The sequence below is a fragment of the Pseudomonas sp. P5_A12 genome, from assembly GCF_056400685.1.
Genome location: NZ_JBFUKU010000075.1, coordinates 1 through 22,124, shown reverse-complemented (window position 1 = coordinate 22,124; position 22,124 = coordinate 1). Strand labels below are relative to the sequence as shown.

Genomic DNA, 22,124 nt, shown 5'->3' with positions numbered 1-22,124 from the left:
GACCCGGCGCTATCCACAGATCACCCTGGAACAGGCCTATCGGATTTCCCTGCGCTTCCTGCAACGCCGAGAAACCCTTGGCGAGCAGGTGATTGGCAAGAAAATCGGGGTGACCAGCCGCGCAGTGCAGGAAATGCTGGACGTCCACCAACCAGACTTTGGTTTCCTCACCAATGCCATGCAGGTCGAGGATGGCTGCGATGTCAGCCTGGCCCGCTATAACCTGATCCAGCCACGGGCCGAAGGCGAAATCGCCTTTATCCTCGGCGAAGATTTACAAGGTCCGGGCATCAGCGCCGAGGACGTACTGGCTGCCAGCCAATGGGTCGTTCCGTGCTTCGAGATCGTCGACTCGCGGATCGACGACTGGCAGATCCGGATTCAGGACACCGTGGCCGACAACGCTTCTTGTGGCGTGTTCGCCCTCGGCACCCAGCGTATCGACCCTCGCTCACTGGACCTGGCCGCCGTGCACATGCAGCTGCTGAAAAACGGCCAGCCGGCCGGCTCGGGACTGGGCTCGGCGGTGCAAGGTCATCCCTGCGCGGCCGTGGCCTGGCTGGCCAATACTCTGGGCGAGCTGGGCATCCCGTTCCGCCGTGGCGAGATCATTCTCTCCGGTGCCCTGGCACCGCTGGTGCCCGTGGTCGCCGGTGACCAAATCAGTCTATCCATGAGTGGCCTGGGTGACGCCAGCCTGCGCTTTGTCCCTTGATCACCCTTCATTCCCCTCCCTTTCTCCCTCCCTGGAGCCAAAGACCATGAGCAAAAAGATCAAATGCGCGCTGATCGGGCCGGGCAACATCGGCACCGATTTGTTGTACAAATTGATGCGCAGTGACGTGCTGGAACCGGTGTGGATGGTGGGCATCGACGCCACCTCCGAAGGCCTTTCGCGGGCTCGCGAGCTGGGCCTGAAGACCACCGCCGACGGAGTCGACGGATTGCTGCCCCATGTCCTCGAAGACCAGATCCAGATCGCCTTCGACGCTACCTCGGCCTATGTGCACGCGCAGAACTCGCGCAAGCTCAATGCCCTGGGCGTGTTGATGATCGACCTCACCCCGGCAGCCATAGGCCCGTATTGCGTGCCGCCGGTCAACCTCAAGGCTCAACTGGGCCTGGGCGTGATGAACGTCAACATGGTCACCTGCGGCGGCCAGGCCACCATTCCGCTGGTGGCGGCGGTATCCAGCGTGCAGCCAGTGGAATACGCCGAAATCATCGCCACCGCCGCTTCCAAATCTGTCGGCCCCGGCACCCGAAAAAACATCGACGAATTCACCCGCACCACCTCTCGCGCAGTGGAAAAGGTCGGCGGCGCGAAGAAAGGCAAGGCGATCATCATCATCAACCCCGCCGAACCACCGCTGATCATGCGCGACACCGTGCATTGCCTGACCGCCAGCGTGCCCGACCAGCCGGCGATCACCGCCGCCATCGAGGCAATGATCGAGCAAGTGCAGCGCTACGTGCCCGGCTACAAATTGGTCAATGGCCCAGTGTTCGACGGCAATCGCGTGTCGATCTTCATGGAAGTCGAAGGCCTGGGCGACTACCTGCCCAAGTACGCTGGCAACCTCGACATCATGACTGCTGCTGCGGCGCGCACCGCCGAGATGTTCGCCGAGGAAATCCTCAAGGGCGAACTGGTTCTGCAAGCCACCGCCCAAACCGCCCACGCATAAGGAGTCGACCATGGATCTTCGCGGCAAAAGCATTACCGTTCACGACATGTGCCTGCGCGACGGCATGCACCCCAAGCGTCACCAGATCAGCCTGCAACAGATGAAGGACATTGCCTGCGGCCTCGACGCGGCCGGCGTGCCGCTGATCGAAGTCACCCACGGCGACGGCCTGGGCGGCAGCTCGGTGAACTACGGCTTCCCGGCCCACACCGACGAGGAGTATTTGTCGGCAGTGATCCCGTTGATGAAAAAGGCCAAGGTCTCAGCTCTGCTGCTTCCGGGCATCGGCACCGTCGATCATCTGAAAATGGCCTATGAGCTGGGGGTCAACACCATTCGAGTGGCCACCCATTGCACCGAGGCCGATGTCAGCGAGCAGCACATCTCCCACGCCCGCGGCCTGGGCATGGACACCGTCGGTTTCCTGATGATGGCCCACATGAACAGCCCCGAAGGTCTGGTCAAGCAAGGTTTGCTGATGGAAAGCTACGGCGCCAACTGCATCTACCTGACCGACTCGGCGGGCTACCTGCTGCCCCATGACGTCAGTGCCCGTGTGGCGGCGATGCGTGCGGCCCTCAAGCCAGAGACCGAGATCGGTTTTCATGGTCACCACAATCTGTCGATGGGCGTGTCCAACTCCATCGCCGCGATTGCCGCCGGAGCCAACCGTATCGACGCCGCCTGCGCGGGCCTCGGTGCTGGCGCTGGTAACACACCGATGGAAGTGCTGGTGGCGGTGTGTGATCGCATGGGTATCGACACCGGTGTCAGCGTATTCGGCATCCAGGACGTGGCCGAGGACCTTGTCGTGCCGATCATGGACTTCCCGATCCGCAGCGACCGCGATGCCCTGACCATGGGCTATGCCGGGGTCTATGGCTCGTTCCTGTTGTTCGCCAAGCGCGCCGAGAAGAAATACGGCGTGTCGGCCCGGGAAATTCTCGTTGAAATGGGCCGTCGCGGCATGGTCGGTGGCCAGGAAGACATGATCGAAGACACCGCCATGACCCTCGCCCGTCAGCGGCGGCAGGCGTAAGACCACACTGCCCCTGTGGGAGCGAGCAGGCTCGCTCCCACAGGGGTCTATGGATAGGTTTTAACGCCAATCGGCGACGATGCCGTGCTCCAATGCAAACGGCTGCGCAGCGATGGTCCGGCGTTGAAACGCCGGTGCCTGTTCGGCAGTGGCCAGCCACAACATCACGGCCGCTGGTACATGGGGTGGAGCGCTGCCGGCGCGCAGGGCGATCAGGCCTTTATCGCCGATGGTGGCCTTGAGGGCTTCGGTGGTGACTACGCCAGGATTGAGGGTATAAGCGCGCACCCCGGCCTCGCCCAGTTCCGTGCTCAGCACTCCGKACAATCGCGACACTGCGGCTTTGCCCGCGCCATAGGCATAACCCCAGCCACCCTTGCCCGCCGCTACCGGTGGGTCGCTTTCGCCGGCACCGGAGGTGACGTTGATCACCACCCCGCCGCCGCGCGCCACCATGTGTTCGGCCACCGCCCGGGTCAGCAGGAACGGTGTGAGAATGTAGCCTTGGAACATCCGCTCCAGAGTTTGCACCTGCAGGTCCATGAACCCCGCATTGAGATCACTGCCCTGGTAGATCGCGTTGTTGATCAGCACGTCGATGCGCCCGTACTCGGCCAGCACCGCCTGGCAGGCGTTCAAGGCCGAGTCGCTGTCGAGCAGGTCCATCGGCACGACGAGCACCCGGCAACCGAGCTCGCGTAACGACTGCGCCGTGCTGTTGAGGCTGCCGGCCAGCGGTGCCCCAGTTGCGTCGCGCAGGGCATGTTCATGTTGTTCGCCCTCGTTGAGGGTACGGGCGCTGATCGCCAGGTCGAAACCGGCGCGGGCGAACGCCAACGCTGCTTCGCGGCCAATACCACGGCTGGCGCCGGTGATGAATGCAACCTTGTTCATGCACGTTCCTTTTAGAATTGCGGGGCACGGACCATAGCGTCCATGCCGCCATCGACGAACAGTACGCTGCCATGGATAAACGAAGCCTGCGACGATTGCAGGAACGCGACCACCGCGGCGATTTCTGCAGGTTGCCCGGCGCGGCCCAAGGGGGCGACGAATTCGCGGGTCGACTTGCCAAAACGTGCATCGTCCAGCGAAGCCTGGTGCAACGGGGTTTCTACCGCCCCCGGTGCCACCACGTTCAACCGTACGCCCTGCTTGCCCCAGCCCACAGCCAAGCTGCGGACATGACGGCTAATGGCGTATTTGGAGGCTGCATAGGCGATATGAGGCTGGCCGAGGGTGTTGGACAACTCCAGCGCTTGGGTTTCATCGCCTGCGATCATCGCCTCGATCATCGGCTGGCCGTCTGCTCCGGAATGAGTCGCTGCCACTGAGCCGATCACCAGCGCCGCCGGTTGTTGGCCCTTGGCCAACGCCCCTTGCAGACCGTCGAGCAACTGGCTGACGCCGAAGTAATTGACCGCCAGAATCAGGCTACAGGTCGGTGCCGTGACACCGACCCCGGCGCAGCAGATCAGTCCGTCGAGGACCCCGCCGCTGAGTTCAAGCACTTGGGCGATGGCCGCCTCACGCCCCTGAGCAGTAGACAGGTCGGCGATCACTTCGGCGTGGCTGCGATCGATACCAATAACCTGGTGCCCGGCGGCGCGCATGGCGGCGGAGACGGCGGCACCGATTCCCGAAGCACTTCCGGTGATGGCTGTAATAGGCATTGTGATTCTCCGTGATAGGTCCGCCCAGTATCGACAGGATGATCACGGGATTGCATCGTCTGTGCGGACTATGCAGGAGCGAGCGGGCGGCGATCCGACTTGCCTGCGAACCAGGCGCAGCGGTGTATCTGTCATACCGCGTCATCGTTCTTCGCTGGCAAGCCAGGCTCCCACAGGACCGCGTTATCGTTCTTCGCCGGCAAGCCGGGCTCCTACAGGTCAGGCCTGGCGATAGATCGGCACGGCCAGTCGCAGTGGCGGCACTTTGATTTTTTCGGCCACCTTCAACGCGAGTTGCGGCTTGCCCAAGGCCACCACGCTGTTGAGCATGATGCGCACCAGTTCGGTCTGGCGCCGTACACCGGTCTTGGAGAAGATCGAGCGCAAGTGCGCACGCGCGGTGTTACGCCGGATATTGAGCACCTCGGCAGCTTCCTCCAGGGACAAGCCGTTGGCGAGTTCCATGGCCAGGGCGGTTTCGGCCTTGGTCAGGTTGAACAACTGTTTGGTCACCACTTCACTGGCCAGAGATTTGCTCGACGCATCGCGGATGTACACCAACGCCGCCGGCTGGCCCTTCTCCTCGGCCCAGTCCAGGGACGGAATCGATTCGACCACCACGCCGAGGTTGACCAGTCCTGACGGCCGCGTCACCGACATGGCCTCGGCGCTTTTCGGCGCATCGGGGCAGAACGCGCCACGAATCAGGCGTTGCAGCTCACGGTTGTCGCTGGGATACGTCGCCTCCAGGCGCCCGCCCACCAGTTTCAGGCCATCGGAACGAGAAAGGATTTCCTGGGCCACCGGATTGATCTGCAACACGCTGCCGCTCTCGTCGAGTACCAGGGTYGCCACCGATAACCGGCTGATGGCCTGGGAGTACAACTCGCTCAGCGATTCGCTGCGGTCCCGCAGGTTATGCAGTTGCGAGGCACGTCGCAGGTGAGGCAGGAAACTGGCGCACACCGCCCGATCGTGGGCAGAGAAGTTGGGGGCCCGTTTGGGGCGTGTCATGCGAAAGCGCAGTTTGCCGCCGTCCGGGGTGGAAATATCGGCGCACATCAGGTGGTACACGTCATAGGGCTCGCAGAACATCTTGTAGTAACCGTTCTGCTCCCATTGCGTGGTGCTCATGAGGTCGTCCACGGTGAACACATGGTCCAGCGGCTGATTGGAGAAAGGCGAATTGGTTTGCGGGTAGGTCATATAGCAGACATCACCGGCACCTTCGATGTCGCCGACGATAATCATCACGCCGGTATCGGGTTGATCCGGCACCCGCAGGATCAAGGTGACGTAGTTGGCATCGTAGAGCTTGAGAAAGCTTCTGAGGGCGTGGGCCATCAGTTTCGGATCGAGGGCACCTTCGTAGATTTCGCCCACCAACTGGTTGTAGCGCGTGAGGTCGAGGCCAAGACTGGCCAGGGCTTCATGGGTCAAGTCACCATTTTGCATAGTCTTATCTCGCTCGGGTAAGGACTGCGCCCTTCCCTTGTTATTTTTATAATTTCGGCTGGGGGAACACGGGCTCCCCCCCACTCGACTGCTACGTGCCAGCCAGTTTCCTTAGTGCCTGCGGACTCCACAATAGGCCCGACAGGTTTATTTTTCGCTTCCGGGATCACGCGCCGCCGGGCTGTTTTTCAAGCGGAAGTGCCCTTGAGCTGGCGCCGGCTGGCGCACCCGATCGGCGACCAACGGCCGCCCGCGATTGAACCAGGCGGCCAGCGCCGGGAGGAGGAAAATCGCCCCCAACACATTGACCAGGAACATGAACGACAGCAACACACCCATATCAGCCTGGAACTTCAGCGGTGCGAACGCCCAGGTGCAGACGCCAATGGACATGGTCACGGCCGTGAATACCGCGGCCGTACCGCGTTGGCACATGGCTTGGTAGAACGCCTCGCGCAGATTGGATCCGCGCAGCATTTCGTGCTGGATACGTTCGTACAGGTAAATGCCGTAGTCGACGCCCACCCCTACCCCCAGCGCCATCACCGGCAAGGTGGCGACCTTCAGGCCGATCCCGAGCATGGTCATCAGTGCATTGCACAGAATCGCGACAATCGCCAGCGGCACCAGAATGCACAGCACCGCGCGGATCGACAAGAAGGTCAGCCAGCAAAACAATGCCACTGATCCGAATAGCGCCCCGAGCATAATCACTTCAGCGCGCTTGACCGCCTCGTTGGAGGCCGCCATCACCCCCACGTTGCCACCGGCCAGGAGGAATTCGACTTGCGGCGAACTGACTTCGGCAATGATCCGCCTGGCTTCAGCGATTGCATGGCTGACGGTGCTGCCTTCGTGGTCGGCAAGGAACACCAGAATCTGCATTTGCTGGCAGCCGTCGGTGACCAGACCGTCATCCGGCATATAGGCCCGCGCACCCTGACTCAGGCCACGAGGTGATCCCGGAATCGCCGCCCAGCGCGGATTGCCTTCGTTGTTGCCAGCGATCACCCGCTTGCCCATGTCCGCCACGCTCTGAATCGACTGCACACCCGAGACCGTGCGCATGCGGAAATCGAAGGCTTCCACCGCGCGCATCACCGCAGGTGACAGGCAACCTTCTTCGACACCCTTGACCTGGACGAACACCGACATCACATCGAGCCCGATGGAGTAGCTGCTGATGATCTTGGCGTTGTCCTGGTTGTAGCGCGAATCRGCCCGCAGCTCCGGCGCACCCGCGCCAATATCACCCACGGCCAGGTCGCGTGCCTTGTAGGCCCCGGCCAATAGCAGTAACAGGCTGATGGCAAACACCCCCAGGGCCGGCCCCGGTTCGGCAAGCGCCGACAAGCGCCACCACAGGCGGTGCTTGCCCGCGGGTCGGRATTGCGCCCGACGCAATAACCCAGGCTCCAGCTGCAGGTAGGAAATGATGACCGGCAACATCAATTTGTTGGTGATGATCATCAACATCACGCCGATGCACGCGGTTACCCCCAGTTCGTGGACGATCGGAATGTCGATCAGCATGATTACGGCGAAACCCAGGGCGTTCATCAGCAAGGCCAGGGAACCGGGGATGAAGATCTTGCAGAACGCCGAACGCGCCGCCTCCTTCGACGTGCTACCGGCCAGCACGTCTTGTTTCCAGGCGTTGGTCATCTGCACCGCATGGGACACGCCGATGGAGAAGATCAGGAACGGCACCAGGATCGACATCGGATCGATGCCCAAGCCCAGCAGCGGCAACAGGCCCAGCAACCAGACCACCGGCAGCAACGCGACAACCAGCGCCACCACCGTCAGGCGCAGCGAGCGCGAATACAGCCACAGCAGCAACCCGGTGATCACGAAGGCTACAACAAAGAAGCCGATCACCGTGTTCAACCCTTCGACCACATCACCCACCAGTTTGGCGAAGCCAACGATGTTGATGTCGATATCGGGACTGTTGTACTTGGCGCGGATGTCTTCGAGGCGCGTGGCGATGTCGACATAGGACACCGGCTGGCCGGTCTTTGGGTCGATGTCCTGCAGGTCGGCGCGGACCATGGCCGATTTGAGGTCATTGGCCACCAGGCGACCGACCTGCCCGGAGGCTGCCGTGTTACTGCGCACCTGCGCCAAATCCTCGGAGGTGCCGCTAAAGCGCGGCGGCACCACCACATCGCCAAAGAAACCTTCCTCGGTAATTTCGATGTAGCGCACGTTGGCGGTAAACAGCGACGTCACACTGGGGCGACTGACTCCAGAGATGAAAAACACGTCGTCGGTGACTTTACGCAGGGTCTCAAGGTACTCGGCGTTATAGATATCACCCTCGCCTTTCCAGCGTACGCTGACCAGGAAGCGGTTGGCGCCGGTGAAGTAGCGGCTGAACTTGAGAAAATTGATCATGTAGTCATGACGCACGGGGATCTGTTTGTTGAACCCCGGATCCAGTTGCGTGTGGGTGGCGCTGTAGCCCAGGGCCAGCGTCACCAGAACAAACAGCAACAGCAGTCCCTTGCGCCAGGCCATCAAGTGGTCCGCACACGTTTCGACGCAGCGCGTCACCCAGTGTTTACCCTGATTCATTGCCTGCCTCTCATTTACTGGGTGGCCTGTGTGGCCATTAAGGCAGCGACGCTGCCAGCTGAACCCTGCAATACCCCGCGCTCCCCACCCACCAGCAGACGCGGCCCAACCATCGTCGCCGAGGTCAACGTACCGAGCCCGGCCAGGCGTCCGACGCCGACCAACGCGCCCTGTGCATCCAGACGCACCACCGAGCTGCCGGCACMGACGATCACCAGTCCCGAGTGATCGGGCAGCAATACATGTCCATACAAAGGCAGTTGGTTACCCACGTTGATCCGGGTCCAGCTGTCGCCGAAGTCATGGCTGACGAAGACATTCCCGCGCATGCCGTAGGTCACCCAGTTATTCGCGCTCAGGCGCACGATGCCGAACAGCGAGCCGCTGTAGAACGCCGGTAAGGTCTGCCAGTGCTGGCCGGCGTCGGCCGTACGCAATACCAGGCCCTGTTCGCCCACGAGCATGCGGCGGCCATCGTTGTCGCCAGCCATGCTGTTCAAGTGTGCGTTGTCGATGTCCAGGACTTGCGCAGCCCAAGTCTTCCCGGCATCAACGGATTGATAGAACTTACCGAAGCTGCCGAAAGCCAAGACGCTGTCGCCACCACCGGTCCAGATGCCCAGCAGCGGTTCGCCTAGATCGCTGTCGTGGCGCATTTCCTGCCAACTGCTGCCTGAATCCACGGAGCGCAGAATCCAGCCGTCATGCCCGACCGCCAGCAAACGCTTGTCGTCCAACGCCACCACGGCAGTCAGGGTGGCATTACGTTGCGTGCCGACTGTGGCTGGCTGCCAGCTGACGCCCTGATCGTCACTGAGCAGGATGCTGCCCCGCTCGCCCACGGCTATCACCCGTGAGCCAAGATTGAGCAGGCCGTTGATCTGCACCCGATCCGGACGCGTGGCCAACAGTTCCACTTGCGGTGGGGATTTAGGGGAAAAGGTGTAGCCAATGGTCAGGGCGACCACCAGGCAAACCGCGTAGCCGATCACCGAGCGCATGAGTAGAGCTCCTGTTCGGGGTACACGTGCTTAGGGCAAGTCATAGGGCCGATCCTCTTGTTTTTGTCACGCACCAAGGCATGCGAGGCAAACGAGATGGGCGCTGCCTCTGAGGGAATAGTCGGCGCAAGGACTGGGGGGCACATCGTCCAAATGGCTTATGCAATGGCGCAAATGACGTGGGGCGGGAATGGTGGGTATTTATGTGCAAATCGAACTGATTGCCATCGCGCCCCTGTAGGAGCTGGCTTGCCGGCTCCTACAGAGGGTCTTCGGCGGGAATCAGGCGATGTACAGGATCACCAGGTCGTTGATCACCGACGGCCGGTCCTGGCCCACCACGTGGGTGGTAAGTTCCAGGGTCAACTGGGTACCACGGGCCGACAGGTCGACTTTTTTCACCCGGGCCCGCGAATGGATGCGCGAACCGGCCGGTACCGGCGCCGGGAAGCGCAGGCGATCGGAGCCATAGTTGATCTGGGTGGTGAAACCACTGATTTCGAAGCTCAACGGCATCTTCATCCGCGACTGCAGCACCTGCACCAATGCGCCATGGGCAATGGTGCCACCGAACGGACTTTGCAGGCGTGCCCGCTCCGGATCCGTATGGATCCAGTAATCGTCGCCCGACAACTCGGCAAAGGCATCGATCAGTGCCTGGTCGACTACCACGACATTGCTCCAGTCGCTGAACTGCTCGCTGACCAGAGCCTGCAAGGCCGGCCCATCGTTGAGGTCGATCTGCCGGGCGGATGGTTGCTCCGACGTGGCAGACGACGGTTCGCTGTCCTGCGCGGGAAGCGACTCAAGGCTCGCCGCATTTTTGTCCACCCCGGTGAAGCGCAGCAGGCGGTTGCCCTTGGCGTCGACTTCGGCAAACACCGGCTGCAAGGACATGCCGATCCGGATCTCGTCTTCGTCAAGGCCTACCAGGTTTGTGTTGATTCGCACCCCTTCGGCCAGTTCGACCACCGCCAGTTTCTGCGGCATCTCATCAATGAAGTCGGGCAAGGTCGCGATGCGCGTCACGGTGTAGCTGTACAGCGTCGCGGCGCCGTCGACTTCGCGCCAGGCCAGGTCGTGTTCCAGGCACACCGGGCAATGCCGGCGCGGGTAGAAGTTCCAGTGCGCACAGGCGTTGCATTGCTGGATCAACAGGCGGCGAGCCTTAAGGCCCTCCCAAAAGGGCGCGGAGATCTGCGTCGCGACCGGCATCGGTTTGTTGTTGGACATGTGCTTATGCTCCCTGAAGTATCAATGCGCCCTGCTCACTCATCACGCCGCCGGTGCCGGAGACGTAGACGCTGTCGCAGCGGCCCAGTTGGCGTTCCCCGGCGGTGCCGGCAATTTGCGTCACCGCTTCGATCACCTGGCTCATGCCACCGGCCGAGGCCGACTGGCCGAAACTCAGTTGCCCGCCATGGGTGTTCATCGGGAAATCGCCACGCCAGGTCAGGTCGTGTTCGCGCACGAATGCCATGCCCTCGCCCTTGCCGCAGAAACCGGCATCTTCCAGGGTCAACAAGGTGGTGATGGTGTAACAGTCGTAGATCTGCGCGGCATCGACGTCCTGGGGCTTGAGTCCGGCCATGGCAAAGGCTCGCTGGGAGGCCGGACCGATCGGCGTGTGCAGCATGTCCTCAGCATAGGACGGCGACTTGAATGCCAGGTGTTCGCCAAACCCGGTGATGAACGCTGGACGTTTGCGGGACCGCGCCGCCACTTCCTTGTTGGTGATGATCAACGCGGCGCCACCGGCCACCGGCATGACGATTTCCAGGACGTGCAACGGATCGGCGACCATCTTGCTGGCCAGCACCTGCTCGATGGTCAACGGCTGGCCAAAGAACATCGCTTGCGGGTTGGCCAGGGCGTTGGTGCGCTGGTCGACGGCGATCTTGGCCATCGCTCGCTGGTCATAGTCGTACTGTGCGGCATAGCGCTGGGCAATCATCGCGTAGCCGGTGTTCTGGCCCATGTGGCCGTATGGCAGGTCGAACTCGGCTTCAGGTGCGCCGAATGCCGTGCTATGTCCACCAAAACGCATGGATCGGGCCATCCAGCCAGGATCCTCGTCGGGGCCCAACGGCGCCATGCGTGCGGGGATGACGCACAGCACTGCCTGGCACAACCCCAGTTCGATGGCGGCGGCGGCGCGCCACACCATGCCCACCGACGTACAGCCGCCCAAGTCCACCACTTCGGCAAAGTTCAGCCGCAGGCCCAGGTACTCGGCGGCCATCGCCGGTACGAACACAGAAGCCTCATGAAAATGCGGGCCGTTGATCACCAACCCATCGAGGTCTGACGCCTTGAGCCCGGCATCGCGCAGCGCCTGGGCCGCCAGGTCAGCGACTTGCTCAAGGTGAAACATCTTGGGTGCGGTCGAATACTTCTCCGGTTTGTATTGTGCGCTGCCAACAATGGCCGCGTGCCCTTTGAGCCCCATAGTGCCTCCATGCCGAAGCGTTACGCTGCGGCTATTTCCAGGTTGTGATGAAGGTCCGGGCGCAACAAGGCGACCCGAACTTTGAGTGATCGATCAGAAGGTGTATTTCATCGAGAACGTGGCGTAGTCGCGGTCGGCGAAGGGACGATCGATTGGGTCGGCTTCACCCAGGTAGGTGATGTATTTCAAACCGAGTTCAAGGTTACCCAGGTACTTGAAGGTCGTGCCCGCGCTCAGGCGTCGGTCACCGGCGACGCCGGAAATACTTCCGGCCATGGGCGTGGAGCCGCTGAAGACGTTGGAGAAGCTGAAGGGGACTTCCAGATCCCAGCCTTGGAAAACTCCCGGATAACTGAACGATGCGCCCACGGTGTAGGCGCTGGAAGACTTGGTGCGGTAACCCGCGGCGGTGCTGTAGGTATAGTCATCGGAAGAGGCCACTAGAGGTGCCAGGGAGGGTAATAGGTTCACGCCTTGCAGGTTGGGCGCCGCCGAAGTGGAATCGACGCTGTCGACCTGCACGCGGATGATTTCGGCAGTCAGGCTGGTCTGGCTGGCCCAGGGACGGTCCCCCAGGATACGGATCGCCGACAACTGCATTTGCTGCCCCTTGCCCTGGGCCGGCACCGCGCCAAGGCCGGTATTGACCATCACGGGCGCACCGTCGCGGTACGACCATTCGGCGCCGACCTGGGTGTCGCCGATCTTGGTCGAGGCGCTGATGCCGGTCAGCTTGATGTCTTCGAAGTACTTGATCCGGTAACCATTGATGGCGAAGGCGTTGAGACCACCGCCCACTGGCAGCGGGTTGTAGCCGACCAAGGCAGTGGCCGGGTTCTTGTCGTGGTAGTTGACGTGAAACAGCGACAGCTCAAGGGCCGGTACCGGGCGGAAACGCACCTGCACGCCCCACTGGCCACCATCACTCGGTTCGTCGGTACCGAGGTAGGAAACCTTGCGACCGTTGGCATAGAGAAACTCGCGTCCCGGCCCCACCACGTCGGTGCCCGACAGGTAACTGCCCACCGGCGGCAGTTCAGTGCCCTTCCATTCGTACTGCACGTACGCACCAAAGGTCAGGCTGGGGTTCAGGCGAAACGAGCCGGAGAACTGGCCCACCGGCAACAGTATTTCCTTGACTTCAACACCTGGCTGCGAGGCTTTTACCGCGTCGGAAGGGTTTTGTACGCCGTTCACCCCTGGGTAAAACAGGCTCTCACCCCAGGATTCGATGTGCCGTCCGGCCTTGACGTCGAGCATGGTGTCGTTGTCAAAGCGCCAGCCGCTGAACGCATAGACATCCAGCATTTTGCTACGACCGCCGCTGTAGTAACGGGTATCGCTGGTGAACTCGTCGTTGCTGCCGTTTTTGTTGACGGTGGCGGGTGAATCGTTATCGTTCTTGCGGTGGTACACATCGTCGTAGAAGGTACTGCCGCGCACCACGGCGCCGTAGTTGTCCTTGCGCAGGATCAATTCGCCCAGCGCGCCGACACGGTTGGTGGTCAGGCTGCCACTATCGAAGTTACGGTTGGCATCGTCGGCGTTGATCGTCAGCAAGCRATCGCTCGGACCACCAGTGCGCACACCGATGCCGTAGCTGGTGGTCACCGACCAGTCGATGGTCGCGCCGTTGTCGAATTCGATCGTGTCACCGGCCCAAACGGGTGTGGACACCAGTGCAATGGCTGCCGCCAGGCTGCTGACCTGAAATGCGCGCGAACCGATGACCGTCGAGTTATTGTTGTTTTTGTTGATCACACTGACTCTCCTCAATGACAACCGGCTGGCTGTCTGGAATGTTCAACACTGCTGCCGTGCCGCCCGCTCAAAACACCTTGAGCGGTTCAACAGCGCACGCTCCCCTTACAGCACGCCGGTAGCGATATCGCCCCCGGTCCTCTTCCCGCTCCAGTGACCCTTCGGCCACCAGGTAGTTGGCATGGGCCAACGTTTCGCCAAGCGCCATCAGTTCGTCGAAACGACCCGACAGCTTGGGAAACAACAGGGCCATCAGTTCGAGCACGGTGCGCGGCTCGTCACAGTTGGCCAGCATCAACGCCAGATGCCCGCGGTGATGGGCCTCCAGCTGATCCAGGCGCTGATGCAGATTGAAGAACGGCCGCTCGTGCGCCGGCAGCACCAGCACACTGTCGGGCAAAGTGCGCAAGTGCTCGATCGAGTCGAGCCAGTCGCGCAGCGGGTTGGCCAACGGCTCCGTGGCATGCACGCCGACGGTGGAAGTGATGCGCGGCAACACCTGGTCGCCGGAGATCAGCAAACCGTCATCGGCGGCATACAGACAGGCATGTTCCGGTGAGTGACCGCGGCCGATGACCACCTGCCAGGCGCGGCCACCGATATTCAGTACGCTGCCCTCGCGCAAACGGCGGTAATGGTTCAGTGGCGCGGGCAGGAAATGGGCGTTGCTCATCACCGCGAACATCTCGGTGCTTTGTTCGTCAGTCACGCCGGCCTTGCGGTAGAAATCCAGGAAGTCCCAGCCCGGCGGCTGATCGCCGGGAAACCTGACGTGCAACGACTGGAACTCGCTGGCGGTCATGTACACCGGGCAGTGAAAACGCTCCGAAAGCCACGCGGCCACACCGGCATGGTCAGAGTGAAAATGGGTGCAGACCACCGCCAGCAGCGGCAGCCCGGCACACACTTCACTCAGCACCCGGTCCCAGACCTCGCGGGTCTGTTCGGTATTCATGCCAGTGTCCACCACCACCCAGCCATCGGTGTGGCGCAGCAGATAGAGGTTGATGTGGTCCAGGCGAAACGGCAGCGGCATGCGCAGCCACCACACGCCCGGTGCCACTTCAAGCACCTGCCCGGAATCGGGCGGCTGCGGCCAGGGATAACGCAGACCGCTGCGCAGTTCGTGGCCGTTGGCATCGAGATCAGTCATGGTGGGTCACCGCAAATGGCGCCAGCCCGGCCCGCGCCAAGGCCTCTGGCGAATAAGGCACATAGCTGCGCAGCTGTTCGTCGCGGATGAACAACGGATCGACGCAACGGGTCGGGCAGTAACCCTGGCGCTGCAGATCGACCTTGCGCAGCTTGTAGCTCGCGGTCAGGTCTGCCGACTGGGTGACCCGTACGAACACCGGGGCCGCATAACGCGGCAGGCGCGCTTCAGTCAGGGCGTACAGGGCAGCTGGATCAAACGCCTGGTCCGCCTGCATGAGCACCGCGGCCATGCCGGCGCGGCCTTCATGGCCCGGCACCCGGACGCCATAGATGTTGATCAGTTCCAGACCCGACAGATCGCCAAGGGCGTCCGCAACTTCCTGGGTCGAAACGTTCTCGCTCTTCCAGCGGTAGGTATCGCCGATGCGATCGACGAAGTAGCAGTATCCGTCGGCGTCCTCGCGCAACAAGTCGCCGGAACTCCACCAGGCATCGCCTTCGCGCAGCACATTGCGGCGGATCTTGCTCTCGGTGGCATCGCTTGAGGTGTAGCCCTCGAAACGCCCGCCACCGATGTCCGGGTGATCGACGATAAAGCCCATGGCCTCACCAATCTCGCCCACTTTGCAGACTTGATAGAAACCGTTTTCGTCCCGTGGATGGCAGTCGTTTTCGATGTCGTAACGCACCAGCCGCAGGTTGGTCTTGTTCCAGTCCGGCACCCGTCCGCAGGAACCGAAATAGTTGTCGACGTTGATCACTGCAGCATTGGCTTCGGTAGCGCCCCAGCCCTCGAACACCTGGATCGGACCGAAACGTTCCAGCCAGCGCTGCCAGGAGTCCGGCGACAGACCGGCGCCAAGCATGCAGCGCAGGCTGTGCTCTCGCTCGCCCGCTTGCAGCGGCTGATTGAGCAGGTAGCGGCAGATCTCACCGATGTACTGGAAGATGCTGATCCGATGCCGAGCCACATCCTTCCAGAACTCGCGCACGCTGAATTTGCGGCGCACCACGATGGCGGCACCGGCCCGCAACGCGGTAGAGGTCACCGACGTGGCCGCTGCGCCGTGGTACAGCGGCAGGCAGCAATAGAACACGTCCTCGCGGGTAGCTTGCAGGGTGACTTCCATCACATCGCCCGAGGACATCCAGCGCATGTGGCTATAGCGCGCCGCCTTGGGCAAGCCGGTGGTGCCCGAGGTAAAGATCAGCAGGGTCGGAGCTTGCGCTTCGATGTGCGCGCGGATATCGCGGGGAAACGGCGTGCGCGGGGCTTTCTCCAGGCGCGTAGCGAAATGACCGTCGATGCCCTTGGGCAACGGGCCGCCCCAGGGATTTTCCGTATCGTGTATCAACCAGCACGGCAGATCCGGAAAACCTTCAGTGGCCTGTACATTGGCCAGGCATTCTTCGCCGATCACCAACGCTTTGGCGTCGGTGGTTTGCAACGCATGCAGCAGCGGACGGCCGTTGACCTGAGTGTTGATGAAGGCCACCACCACCCCTAACTTGACCAGGCCGAACCAGGTGCAGAAGAACGCCGGGCGGTTTTCCATGGCCAGGGCGCAGACATCGCCGGCACGCAGGCCATTGGCATAAAACGTGTGAGCCATCTGATTGGCCCGCGCATCGACCTCAAAGTAGCTCAGGGTCTGCTCGCCATAAATCAGAAACGTACGCTCGCCCTGCTCAGCCGCCCTTTGCTCCAGACGGTCAGCCAAGGTATAGAGGTCTTTCGGCTTTATCTGTCCGGCAGCGATCGAACGCTGATCGAGCAGCGCCTGGGTCTGCTCCCGTGGTACCGGGCTGGTCGGCAGGACGTGGGGCAAGTCGTTCAGGTTCATTGCGCCACCTCCTGGGCAATTGTTTGATAGGCGGGGTAATCCGAGTAGCCAGCCGAGCCCGGCGTATAAAGCGTCTTGCGATCAAAGCGACTTAGCGGCAAGCCACGCTTCAAGCGCTCCACCAGATCGGGGTTGGCAATAAAGTGACGGCCAAACGACACGGCAGCCCCCTCGCCCGACGCGAGAGCGGCACTGGCCGAAGGACCGTCGAAACCATCGTTGAGAATCAATGCATGAGGGCTGTGCCGACGCGCCAGGGCGAAGGCATCGAGGTCTGCCAGTGGCGAGCGCATGATGTGCAGGTAGGCCAGGTCCAGCGACGCCACGGCATCACACAAGGCCGCCGCCGTGGCAGCCGGATTGCAGTCGTCGATGTCGTTGTAGGGATTTCCCGGACACAGGCGAAAGCCGACACGTCCTGCGCCAATCGCGCTGGTCATGGCCTCGATCACTTCCTTGGCAAAACGCACCCGCCCGGCCGCATCGCCGCCGTAGGCATCGCTGCGCTGATTGCAACCAGAGGCCATGAATTGCATCGGCAGATAACCGCTGGTGCAGTGCAGCTCGACACCGTCGAAGCCAGCCTGGCGCGCATTCAATGCGGCCTGGCGATAGTCTTCGATGACCTCGCCAATGCCTTGCAAGGTCAGCGCCTGCGGCTCGTCGGTGTCCACCAGCCCGGCAGCGTCGCTGAACACCTGGGTGCGTGCGCGCAATGCCGAAGGTGCCACCGTGACCGCCCCCGCCGGTTTGTTGTGCCGGCTGGCGGCGCGACCGACATGCATCAGCTGCAGGACGATACGCCCACCCTCGGCATGCACCGCCTCGGTGACCCGCTGCCATCCGACCATCTGCTCGTCGCTGTAGATCGCCGGGGTGCGACAATAGCCCAGGCCGCTGGCAGACGGCGCGGTGCCCTCGGCCACGATCAACCCGGCACTGGCACGCTGACGGTAGTACTCGACCATCTCGCTACCGGGTACGGCATCGGCAAGGGCGCGGCTGCGAGTCATGGGGGCCATGACGATGCGGTTGGCCAATTGAAGCTCGCCCAGGGCGACCGGCTCGAACAAGACGCTCATTGCAATTCCTCAGCTTCTTATTGTTTCAGGCTGTCGCAGGGCTCGCCACAGCGTGGGCAAGCGCTGACAAGGCAGCGGATATGGGCTGAATGATTGACGTTGAGCGCAAGCGAAACATCGTCCGACAAGACTAGGTTCGCTATCGTGTACGTCGGCTTGTACGGGGGATGAAAAAGATGGTCTGAACGGACGATGAAAAAAACACAGTGCACGTGGAGCATCGCGCCAACTAGAACAAAACCGGGAGCACCCGCAGTGAACCAATCCACCCCCGTGACATGGCGAACGCACTACGCGCTTTTCGTACTCGCCAGCATCTATGTGTTCAACTACATCGACCGCCAGTTGATGGCGATCCTGATCGAGCCGGTCAAACTCGAATTTGGCATTTCCGATACCGGCATCGGCCTACTTTCCGGGGTGACGTTCGCGGTGTTCTACACCGTGTTCGGCTTCCCGCTGGGGCGCCTGTCGGACCGCATCGGGCGCAAGCCGGTGATCGCCTTCAGCTGCATCGCCTGGAGCCTGATGACCATGCTTTGTGGCATGGCCGGCAACTTCCTGACCTTGGTGCTGGCGCGGATCGGCGTGGCCGTGGGTGAGGCCGGCGGCACGGCGCCGTCGGTGGCGATGGTCTCGGATTTGTACCCGGCGAACCGCCGCTCCACTGCTCTGTCAGTACTGATGCTCGGTTCCAGCCTGGGGGCGATCGTCGGCCTGGGCCTGGGTGGCTGGATTGCCCAGCACCACGGTTGGCGCTACGCCTTCTTGTTGATCGGCGCGCCCGGCATCTTCCTGGGCCTGCTTCTGCTGCTGACCGTGCGTACGCCCAAGCGCGTAGCACCGCTGGGCAACGTCGCGGCRCAACAGGATGGCTGGCTCAAGACGCTCGTCGAGCTGTTTCGCATGCCCTCTTTCCTGTGCCTGGTACTCACCGGCGGCGCGGCGGCGATTGCCGGTTACGCCATCGGCACCTGGAGCCCGAGCTTCCTGATCCGTTCCCACGGCCTCAACCTGCAAGAGGCCGGGTTCCTGGTGGGCGTGGTGGGCGGCACCGGATCGACCATCGGCACCCTGGTCTGCGGCATGCTCACCGACCGCATGGCGCGGCGCGATGTTGGCTGGCAAATCGGCGTACCACTGCTAGGCACGCTGATCAGCATTCCCTTCGCCCTTGCGTACTTCCTCTGGCCCCAAGGCACAGCGTTCTACATCGGCAGCATCGCCGTGCCGCAAGCGTTCCTGTTCTACAGTGCCTTCGGCTTCTTCGGTGTGTGGTGGGCAACACCTTGCCTGAGTGCCATCACCCACCTGTTCCCGGCCACACGACTGGCCCAGGCCACGGCGATTTTCGTGATGTCCATGACCCTCTTGGGTGTCGGTGTCGGGCCATTGTTGGTGGGCATGCTCAGCGACTTCTTCGTGCCCACCCTGGGCAGTGAATCCCTGCGCTATGCCCTTGCTTCGTCAGTGTCATTGCTGGTTCTGGCCAGCGTGTTCCTGACTCTGGCGCTGCCGCGTTACCGTCAACAAATGCAGAACCCCGCCCCGCTCCTCCCACCGCTCCAGGCCGCCACTGCCTGACCTGCTTTCCCACAACACCACGCCGCTGCAACCTTGCCAGGTTCCAGCGGCTTTTTAATGAGCATCATCATGAGTATCAGCGCCATACACATCAGCAACCTGCTCTACCGATACGCCGAATGCCTGGACGATGGTCAATTGGTCGAAGCCGCAGAGCTGTTCCGCCATGCCCGCATCAAGGTACAAAGCCAGCCAGTCTTCCTTGATCACGCAGCCTTGCTGGGAATCTGGCAGCAACGAATCAAGATCTACCCCGGCGGTACACCCCGTACCAGGCACATCATCAGCAACCCCAACATCGAGATCGACGAAACCGCAGGAACCGCAACCGTTCGCTCTTGCTACACCGTCCTGCAAGCCACCGACACCCTGCCCCTCCAACCCATCGCCAGCGGGCGTTATTTTGATGAGTTCGAACGTGTCGGCGGGGTATGGCGATTCAGCTTTCGTGATTATTCGCAGCTGGACATGATTGGGGACTTGAGTTGGCATTTGTTAGTGTAGGAGCCAGGCTTGCTTGCCCGCGAAAAACGATAACGCGGTGCGGCAGGTACACCGCCGTGTCCGGCTCACTGGATCGTGGATGACAAAAAAGCCCCATCGGATACCGATGGGGCTTTTGTTATTACAACGACCTGAGTCTTAGCGCCCGATAGCCCGCGCCGCATCCGCCGTGTATTGATCCGAAGTGAATTTTCCTTCGTTGAGGATCGGACCTTTCTTCGACTCGTTGGTCATGCCGTAGCCGGTGTACTGACCAGAGTTCAAGTCCATGAAGAACTGCGAACCGGCCTGCCAGCCACTCATGTCAGGGTGGTAGTAATAGTTGACCATGGCGTGTTTCCACAGTTGTCCACGGGCGTCATAGTTGTCGGCCATGACCGCGTTCCAGGTGTCTTCGTCGATGAACAGCACGCGCTTGCCATAGACATGGCGATAGCCTTCCTTCAAGTCGGCCTCCAATACCCACACGCGACGCAATTCATAACGCATCAAATCGGGATTGGGATGGTTGGGTGTCAGCATGTCGGCGTGCTTGACAGTCCCGGCGTTGGTCTTGAAGGTGTTGGCCGGGCTGTAGATTTCGCGCTTGCCGATGAGTTTCCAGGTGAAGCGCTCCGGTGAGCCGTTGAACAAGCGATCCTCGTCGACGGTCATGGTGCCGTTGGTGCCGATCATCGGCTGATCGTAACCATACCCCGGCAGTTGTCGCACACGCCGGGTCGAGGGGCTGTAGGACCAAGCCTGACGCGAGTCGACGGCGAAGTTGTAGGGTTCATGGGCAATACTGAGTGTGCCGTTGTCGCGCGCCGGTTTTAAGGTCATGTTGTTACTCATGGCCTGGATCTTGCCCTCCGTAGTGGGTTCGACGGTTGGCGAGTTGGCCTGCGACAGGTTACGTGCATAGGCACGTCCCCAACCGATGCTGCCATTGGGCAGGACCGAAGCCAGATCGCTGGTTTTTTCCTCGGTGTAGGCACGGGCCGGCAGTTGATGGTTCCACAGCAGCTCCATGCCGTTCTTCGGAATCGGAAACGGCACTTGGCCCAATCCTTCGAAACCTGCACCGTCGTTGACCAGCTTCGCGTGCAGCGCGTTATCCATCGCACGGCGGCAGACGTAATCGGGGTAGCGGAAATCCCGATGGCCGGGATAAATGTTCATCTTGTAGGTGGTCGGATACTTCTTCAGCAGCGCCTTCTGACCTTCGGTCAGGTGCGATTCGTACTGGCCCATGTTCTGCGCAGTGATCACCAGGATCGGCTTTTCCCCCGCATAAGGATCCACCGGCTGGTCGCCGGAGAACTTCACATGATTCCAGCCCGGCACTTCACCCAGGTACTTGCCGGTGTACGGCGGAATAGTGCCCTCGGCGTTGCCCGCTTGCTCGGCGCCGACACAGGTCAGCTCCTTGCCCAGCTTGGCGGCTTCCTGAGGTGACACCGCGGCGTTCGCATAACCCATCAGCCCGCTATTGGCTGTGACTGCGACCGCGAGCATGAGACCTGTTCTTGTTATTTTCATGTAATGCCTCCTTCGCTGATAAGGCTTTGTGATTTAGACCCATTGTTCGTGTTCTGCCGGCCCCAACATCGTCCGGAAGGACTAAGGGAAGCGTTATGCGCCCAACTTTTCTTGCAGTTGTGCCTTGAGCACCTTGCCGGTGGCATTGCGTGGCAAGGGTTCGTGTACCCGATAGACCTGCGCCGGCACTTTGTAGGCGGCCAGGCGTTCGGCGACGAACGCGCAGATTTGCGCCTCCTGGGGCAGCGTCGATGCCATTCCATGCACGGCCAGCCCCACCGTTTCACCCAGCAGCGGGTCGGCGATGGCAAATGCAGCCGCTTCCAGGACTCCGGGCATATCGAGGACGCACGTCTCGATTTCAGCGGCGGAAATCTTTTCGCCACCACGGTTGATCAACTCCTTGACCCGGCCTGTGATACTCAGGAAACCCTCATCGTCGAGGAAGCCGATATCGCCGGTGTCGAACCAACCGTCGCGCAGACTTTGCGCAGTGGCTTCTGGCAGATTCCAGTAAGCGCTCATCAGCGTCGGCGAACGCAGCCAGATCAACCCGCGATTACCCGCCGGCTGCGGCTGGCGCGGATCGTCGCCAATGCGGATGTCGACAATCGGCAAGGCCCAACCCGCCGTCGCCGGCTTGTATATGAACGGATCGCCACCGATGGCAGCGCCGATACCGTTGCTTTCGGTCAGGCCATAGCCGGCACCACCAATGACGTCGGGCTTGAGCTTGAGCATGTTGTCCAGCACCCCGGCGGACGAAGCTGCACCTCCCAGTCCAAGAC

General features: G+C 61.7%; 18 protein-coding genes. 5 read left to right on the top strand and 13 right to left on the bottom strand.

What is annotated here, in order from left to right:
* From AC1DSG_RS13010 to dmpG, 3 genes are all read left to right on the top strand, one after another.
* Positions 1-715, top strand: a 715-nt coding sequence (locus AC1DSG_RS13010; protein ID WP_477791239.1) for a fumarylacetoacetate hydrolase family protein, incomplete at its 5' end; no start/stop codon positions are given.
* 46 nt (positions 716-761) lie between these two features.
* Complete coding sequence (locus tag AC1DSG_RS13005) at positions 762-1,688, top strand: acetaldehyde dehydrogenase (acetylating) (RefSeq protein ID WP_477791238.1); 927 nt, start codon at positions 762-764, stop codon at positions 1,686-1,688.
* A gap of 10 nt (positions 1,689-1,698) precedes the next feature.
* Positions 1,699-2,727: a 4-hydroxy-2-oxovalerate aldolase gene (gene dmpG, locus AC1DSG_RS13000; protein ID WP_060543460.1), complete on the top strand. Its 1,029-nt coding sequence runs from the start codon at positions 1,699-1,701 to the stop codon at positions 2,725-2,727.
* 60 nt (positions 2,728-2,787) lie between these two features.
* On the opposite strand, the gene AC1DSG_RS12995 is transcribed toward dmpG, so the two are convergent.
* From AC1DSG_RS12995 to AC1DSG_RS12945, 11 genes are all read right to left on the bottom strand, one after another.
* Entirely contained in the window at positions 2,788-3,621 is an 834-nt protein-coding gene (locus AC1DSG_RS12995; protein ID WP_477791237.1) for an SDR family NAD(P)-dependent oxidoreductase, read from the bottom strand.
* 11 nt (positions 3,622-3,632) lie between these two features.
* Entirely contained in the window at positions 3,633-4,400 is a 768-nt protein-coding gene (locus AC1DSG_RS12990) for an SDR family oxidoreductase (RefSeq protein ID WP_477791236.1), read from the bottom strand.
* Between the two features lie 219 nt (positions 4,401-4,619).
* The gene (locus AC1DSG_RS12985) at positions 4,620-5,855 is read right to left on the bottom strand and encodes a LuxR C-terminal-related transcriptional regulator (protein ID WP_477791235.1); all 1,236 of its coding nucleotides are present in this window, start codon (positions 5,853-5,855) and stop codon (positions 4,620-4,622) included.
* Positions 5,856-6,002: 147 nt separating this feature from the next.
* Positions 6,003-8,435, bottom strand: a complete 2,433-nt coding sequence (locus tag AC1DSG_RS12980) for an efflux RND transporter permease subunit (RefSeq protein ID WP_477791234.1) — start codon at positions 8,433-8,435, stop codon at positions 6,003-6,005.
* Between the two features lie 14 nt (positions 8,436-8,449).
* Positions 8,450-9,436, bottom strand: a complete 987-nt coding sequence (locus AC1DSG_RS12975) for a WD40/YVTN/BNR-like repeat-containing protein (RefSeq protein WP_477791233.1) — start codon at positions 9,434-9,436, stop codon at positions 8,450-8,452.
* Positions 9,437-9,718: 282 nt separating this feature from the next.
* Positions 9,719-10,669 carry a bifunctional OB-fold nucleic acid binding domain-containing protein/MaoC family dehydratase gene (locus AC1DSG_RS12970; protein ID WP_477791232.1) on the bottom strand — a complete coding sequence of 317 codons (951 nt, stop codon included), beginning with the start codon at positions 10,667-10,669 and terminating at the stop codon, positions 9,719-9,721.
* A 4-nt stretch (positions 10,670-10,673) separates the two neighbouring features.
* On the bottom strand, positions 10,674-11,885 hold the full coding sequence (locus AC1DSG_RS12965) for a thiolase family protein (protein ID WP_477791231.1): 1,212 nt from the start codon (positions 11,883-11,885) through the stop codon (positions 10,674-10,676).
* A gap of 93 nt (positions 11,886-11,978) precedes the next feature.
* Positions 11,979-13,646 (bottom strand): DUF1302 domain-containing protein, encoded by a 1,668-nt coding sequence (locus AC1DSG_RS12960; protein ID WP_477791230.1) that lies wholly within the window; start codon positions 13,644-13,646, stop codon positions 11,979-11,981.
* Positions 13,647-13,713: 67 nt separating this feature from the next.
* On the bottom strand, positions 13,714-14,799 hold the full coding sequence (locus AC1DSG_RS12955; protein WP_477791229.1) for an MBL fold metallo-hydrolase: 1,086 nt from the start codon (positions 14,797-14,799) through the stop codon (positions 13,714-13,716).
* Positions 14,792-16,645: a long-chain-acyl-CoA synthetase gene (locus tag AC1DSG_RS12950; protein WP_477791228.1), complete on the bottom strand. Its 1,854-nt coding sequence runs from the start codon at positions 16,643-16,645 to the stop codon at positions 14,792-14,794. The genes AC1DSG_RS12955 and AC1DSG_RS12950 overlap by 8 nt, the downstream gene beginning before the upstream one ends.
* The gene (locus tag AC1DSG_RS12945; protein WP_477791227.1) at positions 16,642-17,727 is read right to left on the bottom strand and encodes an alkene reductase; all 1,086 of its coding nucleotides are present in this window, start codon (positions 17,725-17,727) and stop codon (positions 16,642-16,644) included. The genes AC1DSG_RS12950 and AC1DSG_RS12945 overlap by 4 nt, the downstream gene beginning before the upstream one ends.
* A 255-nt stretch (positions 17,728-17,982) precedes the next feature.
* Here AC1DSG_RS12945 and AC1DSG_RS12940 point away from each other — a divergent pair, with 255 nt between their 5' ends.
* Both AC1DSG_RS12940 and AC1DSG_RS12935 read left to right on the top strand, forming a co-directional pair.
* A complete protein-coding gene (locus AC1DSG_RS12940) occupies positions 17,983-19,311 on the top strand; it encodes a spinster family MFS transporter (RefSeq protein ID WP_477791226.1) in 1,329 nt (442 codons plus the stop codon).
* A gap of 69 nt (positions 19,312-19,380) precedes the next feature.
* The gene (locus AC1DSG_RS12935) at positions 19,381-19,815 is read left to right on the top strand and encodes a nuclear transport factor 2 family protein (protein ID WP_477791225.1); all 435 of its coding nucleotides are present in this window, start codon (positions 19,381-19,383) and stop codon (positions 19,813-19,815) included.
* A gap of 138 nt (positions 19,816-19,953) precedes the next feature.
* Here the strand turns inward: AC1DSG_RS12935 and AC1DSG_RS12930 are convergent, their stop codons facing one another.
* Together AC1DSG_RS12930 and AC1DSG_RS12925 are read right to left on the bottom strand one after the other, a co-directional pair.
* Positions 19,954-21,336, bottom strand: a complete 1,383-nt coding sequence (locus AC1DSG_RS12930; RefSeq protein ID WP_477791224.1) for a DUF1329 domain-containing protein — start codon at positions 21,334-21,336, stop codon at positions 19,954-19,956.
* A gap of 93 nt (positions 21,337-21,429) precedes the next feature.
* The coding region (locus AC1DSG_RS12925; protein WP_477791223.1) for a class I adenylate-forming enzyme family protein at positions 21,430-22,124 on the bottom strand (695 nt) is incomplete at its 5' end.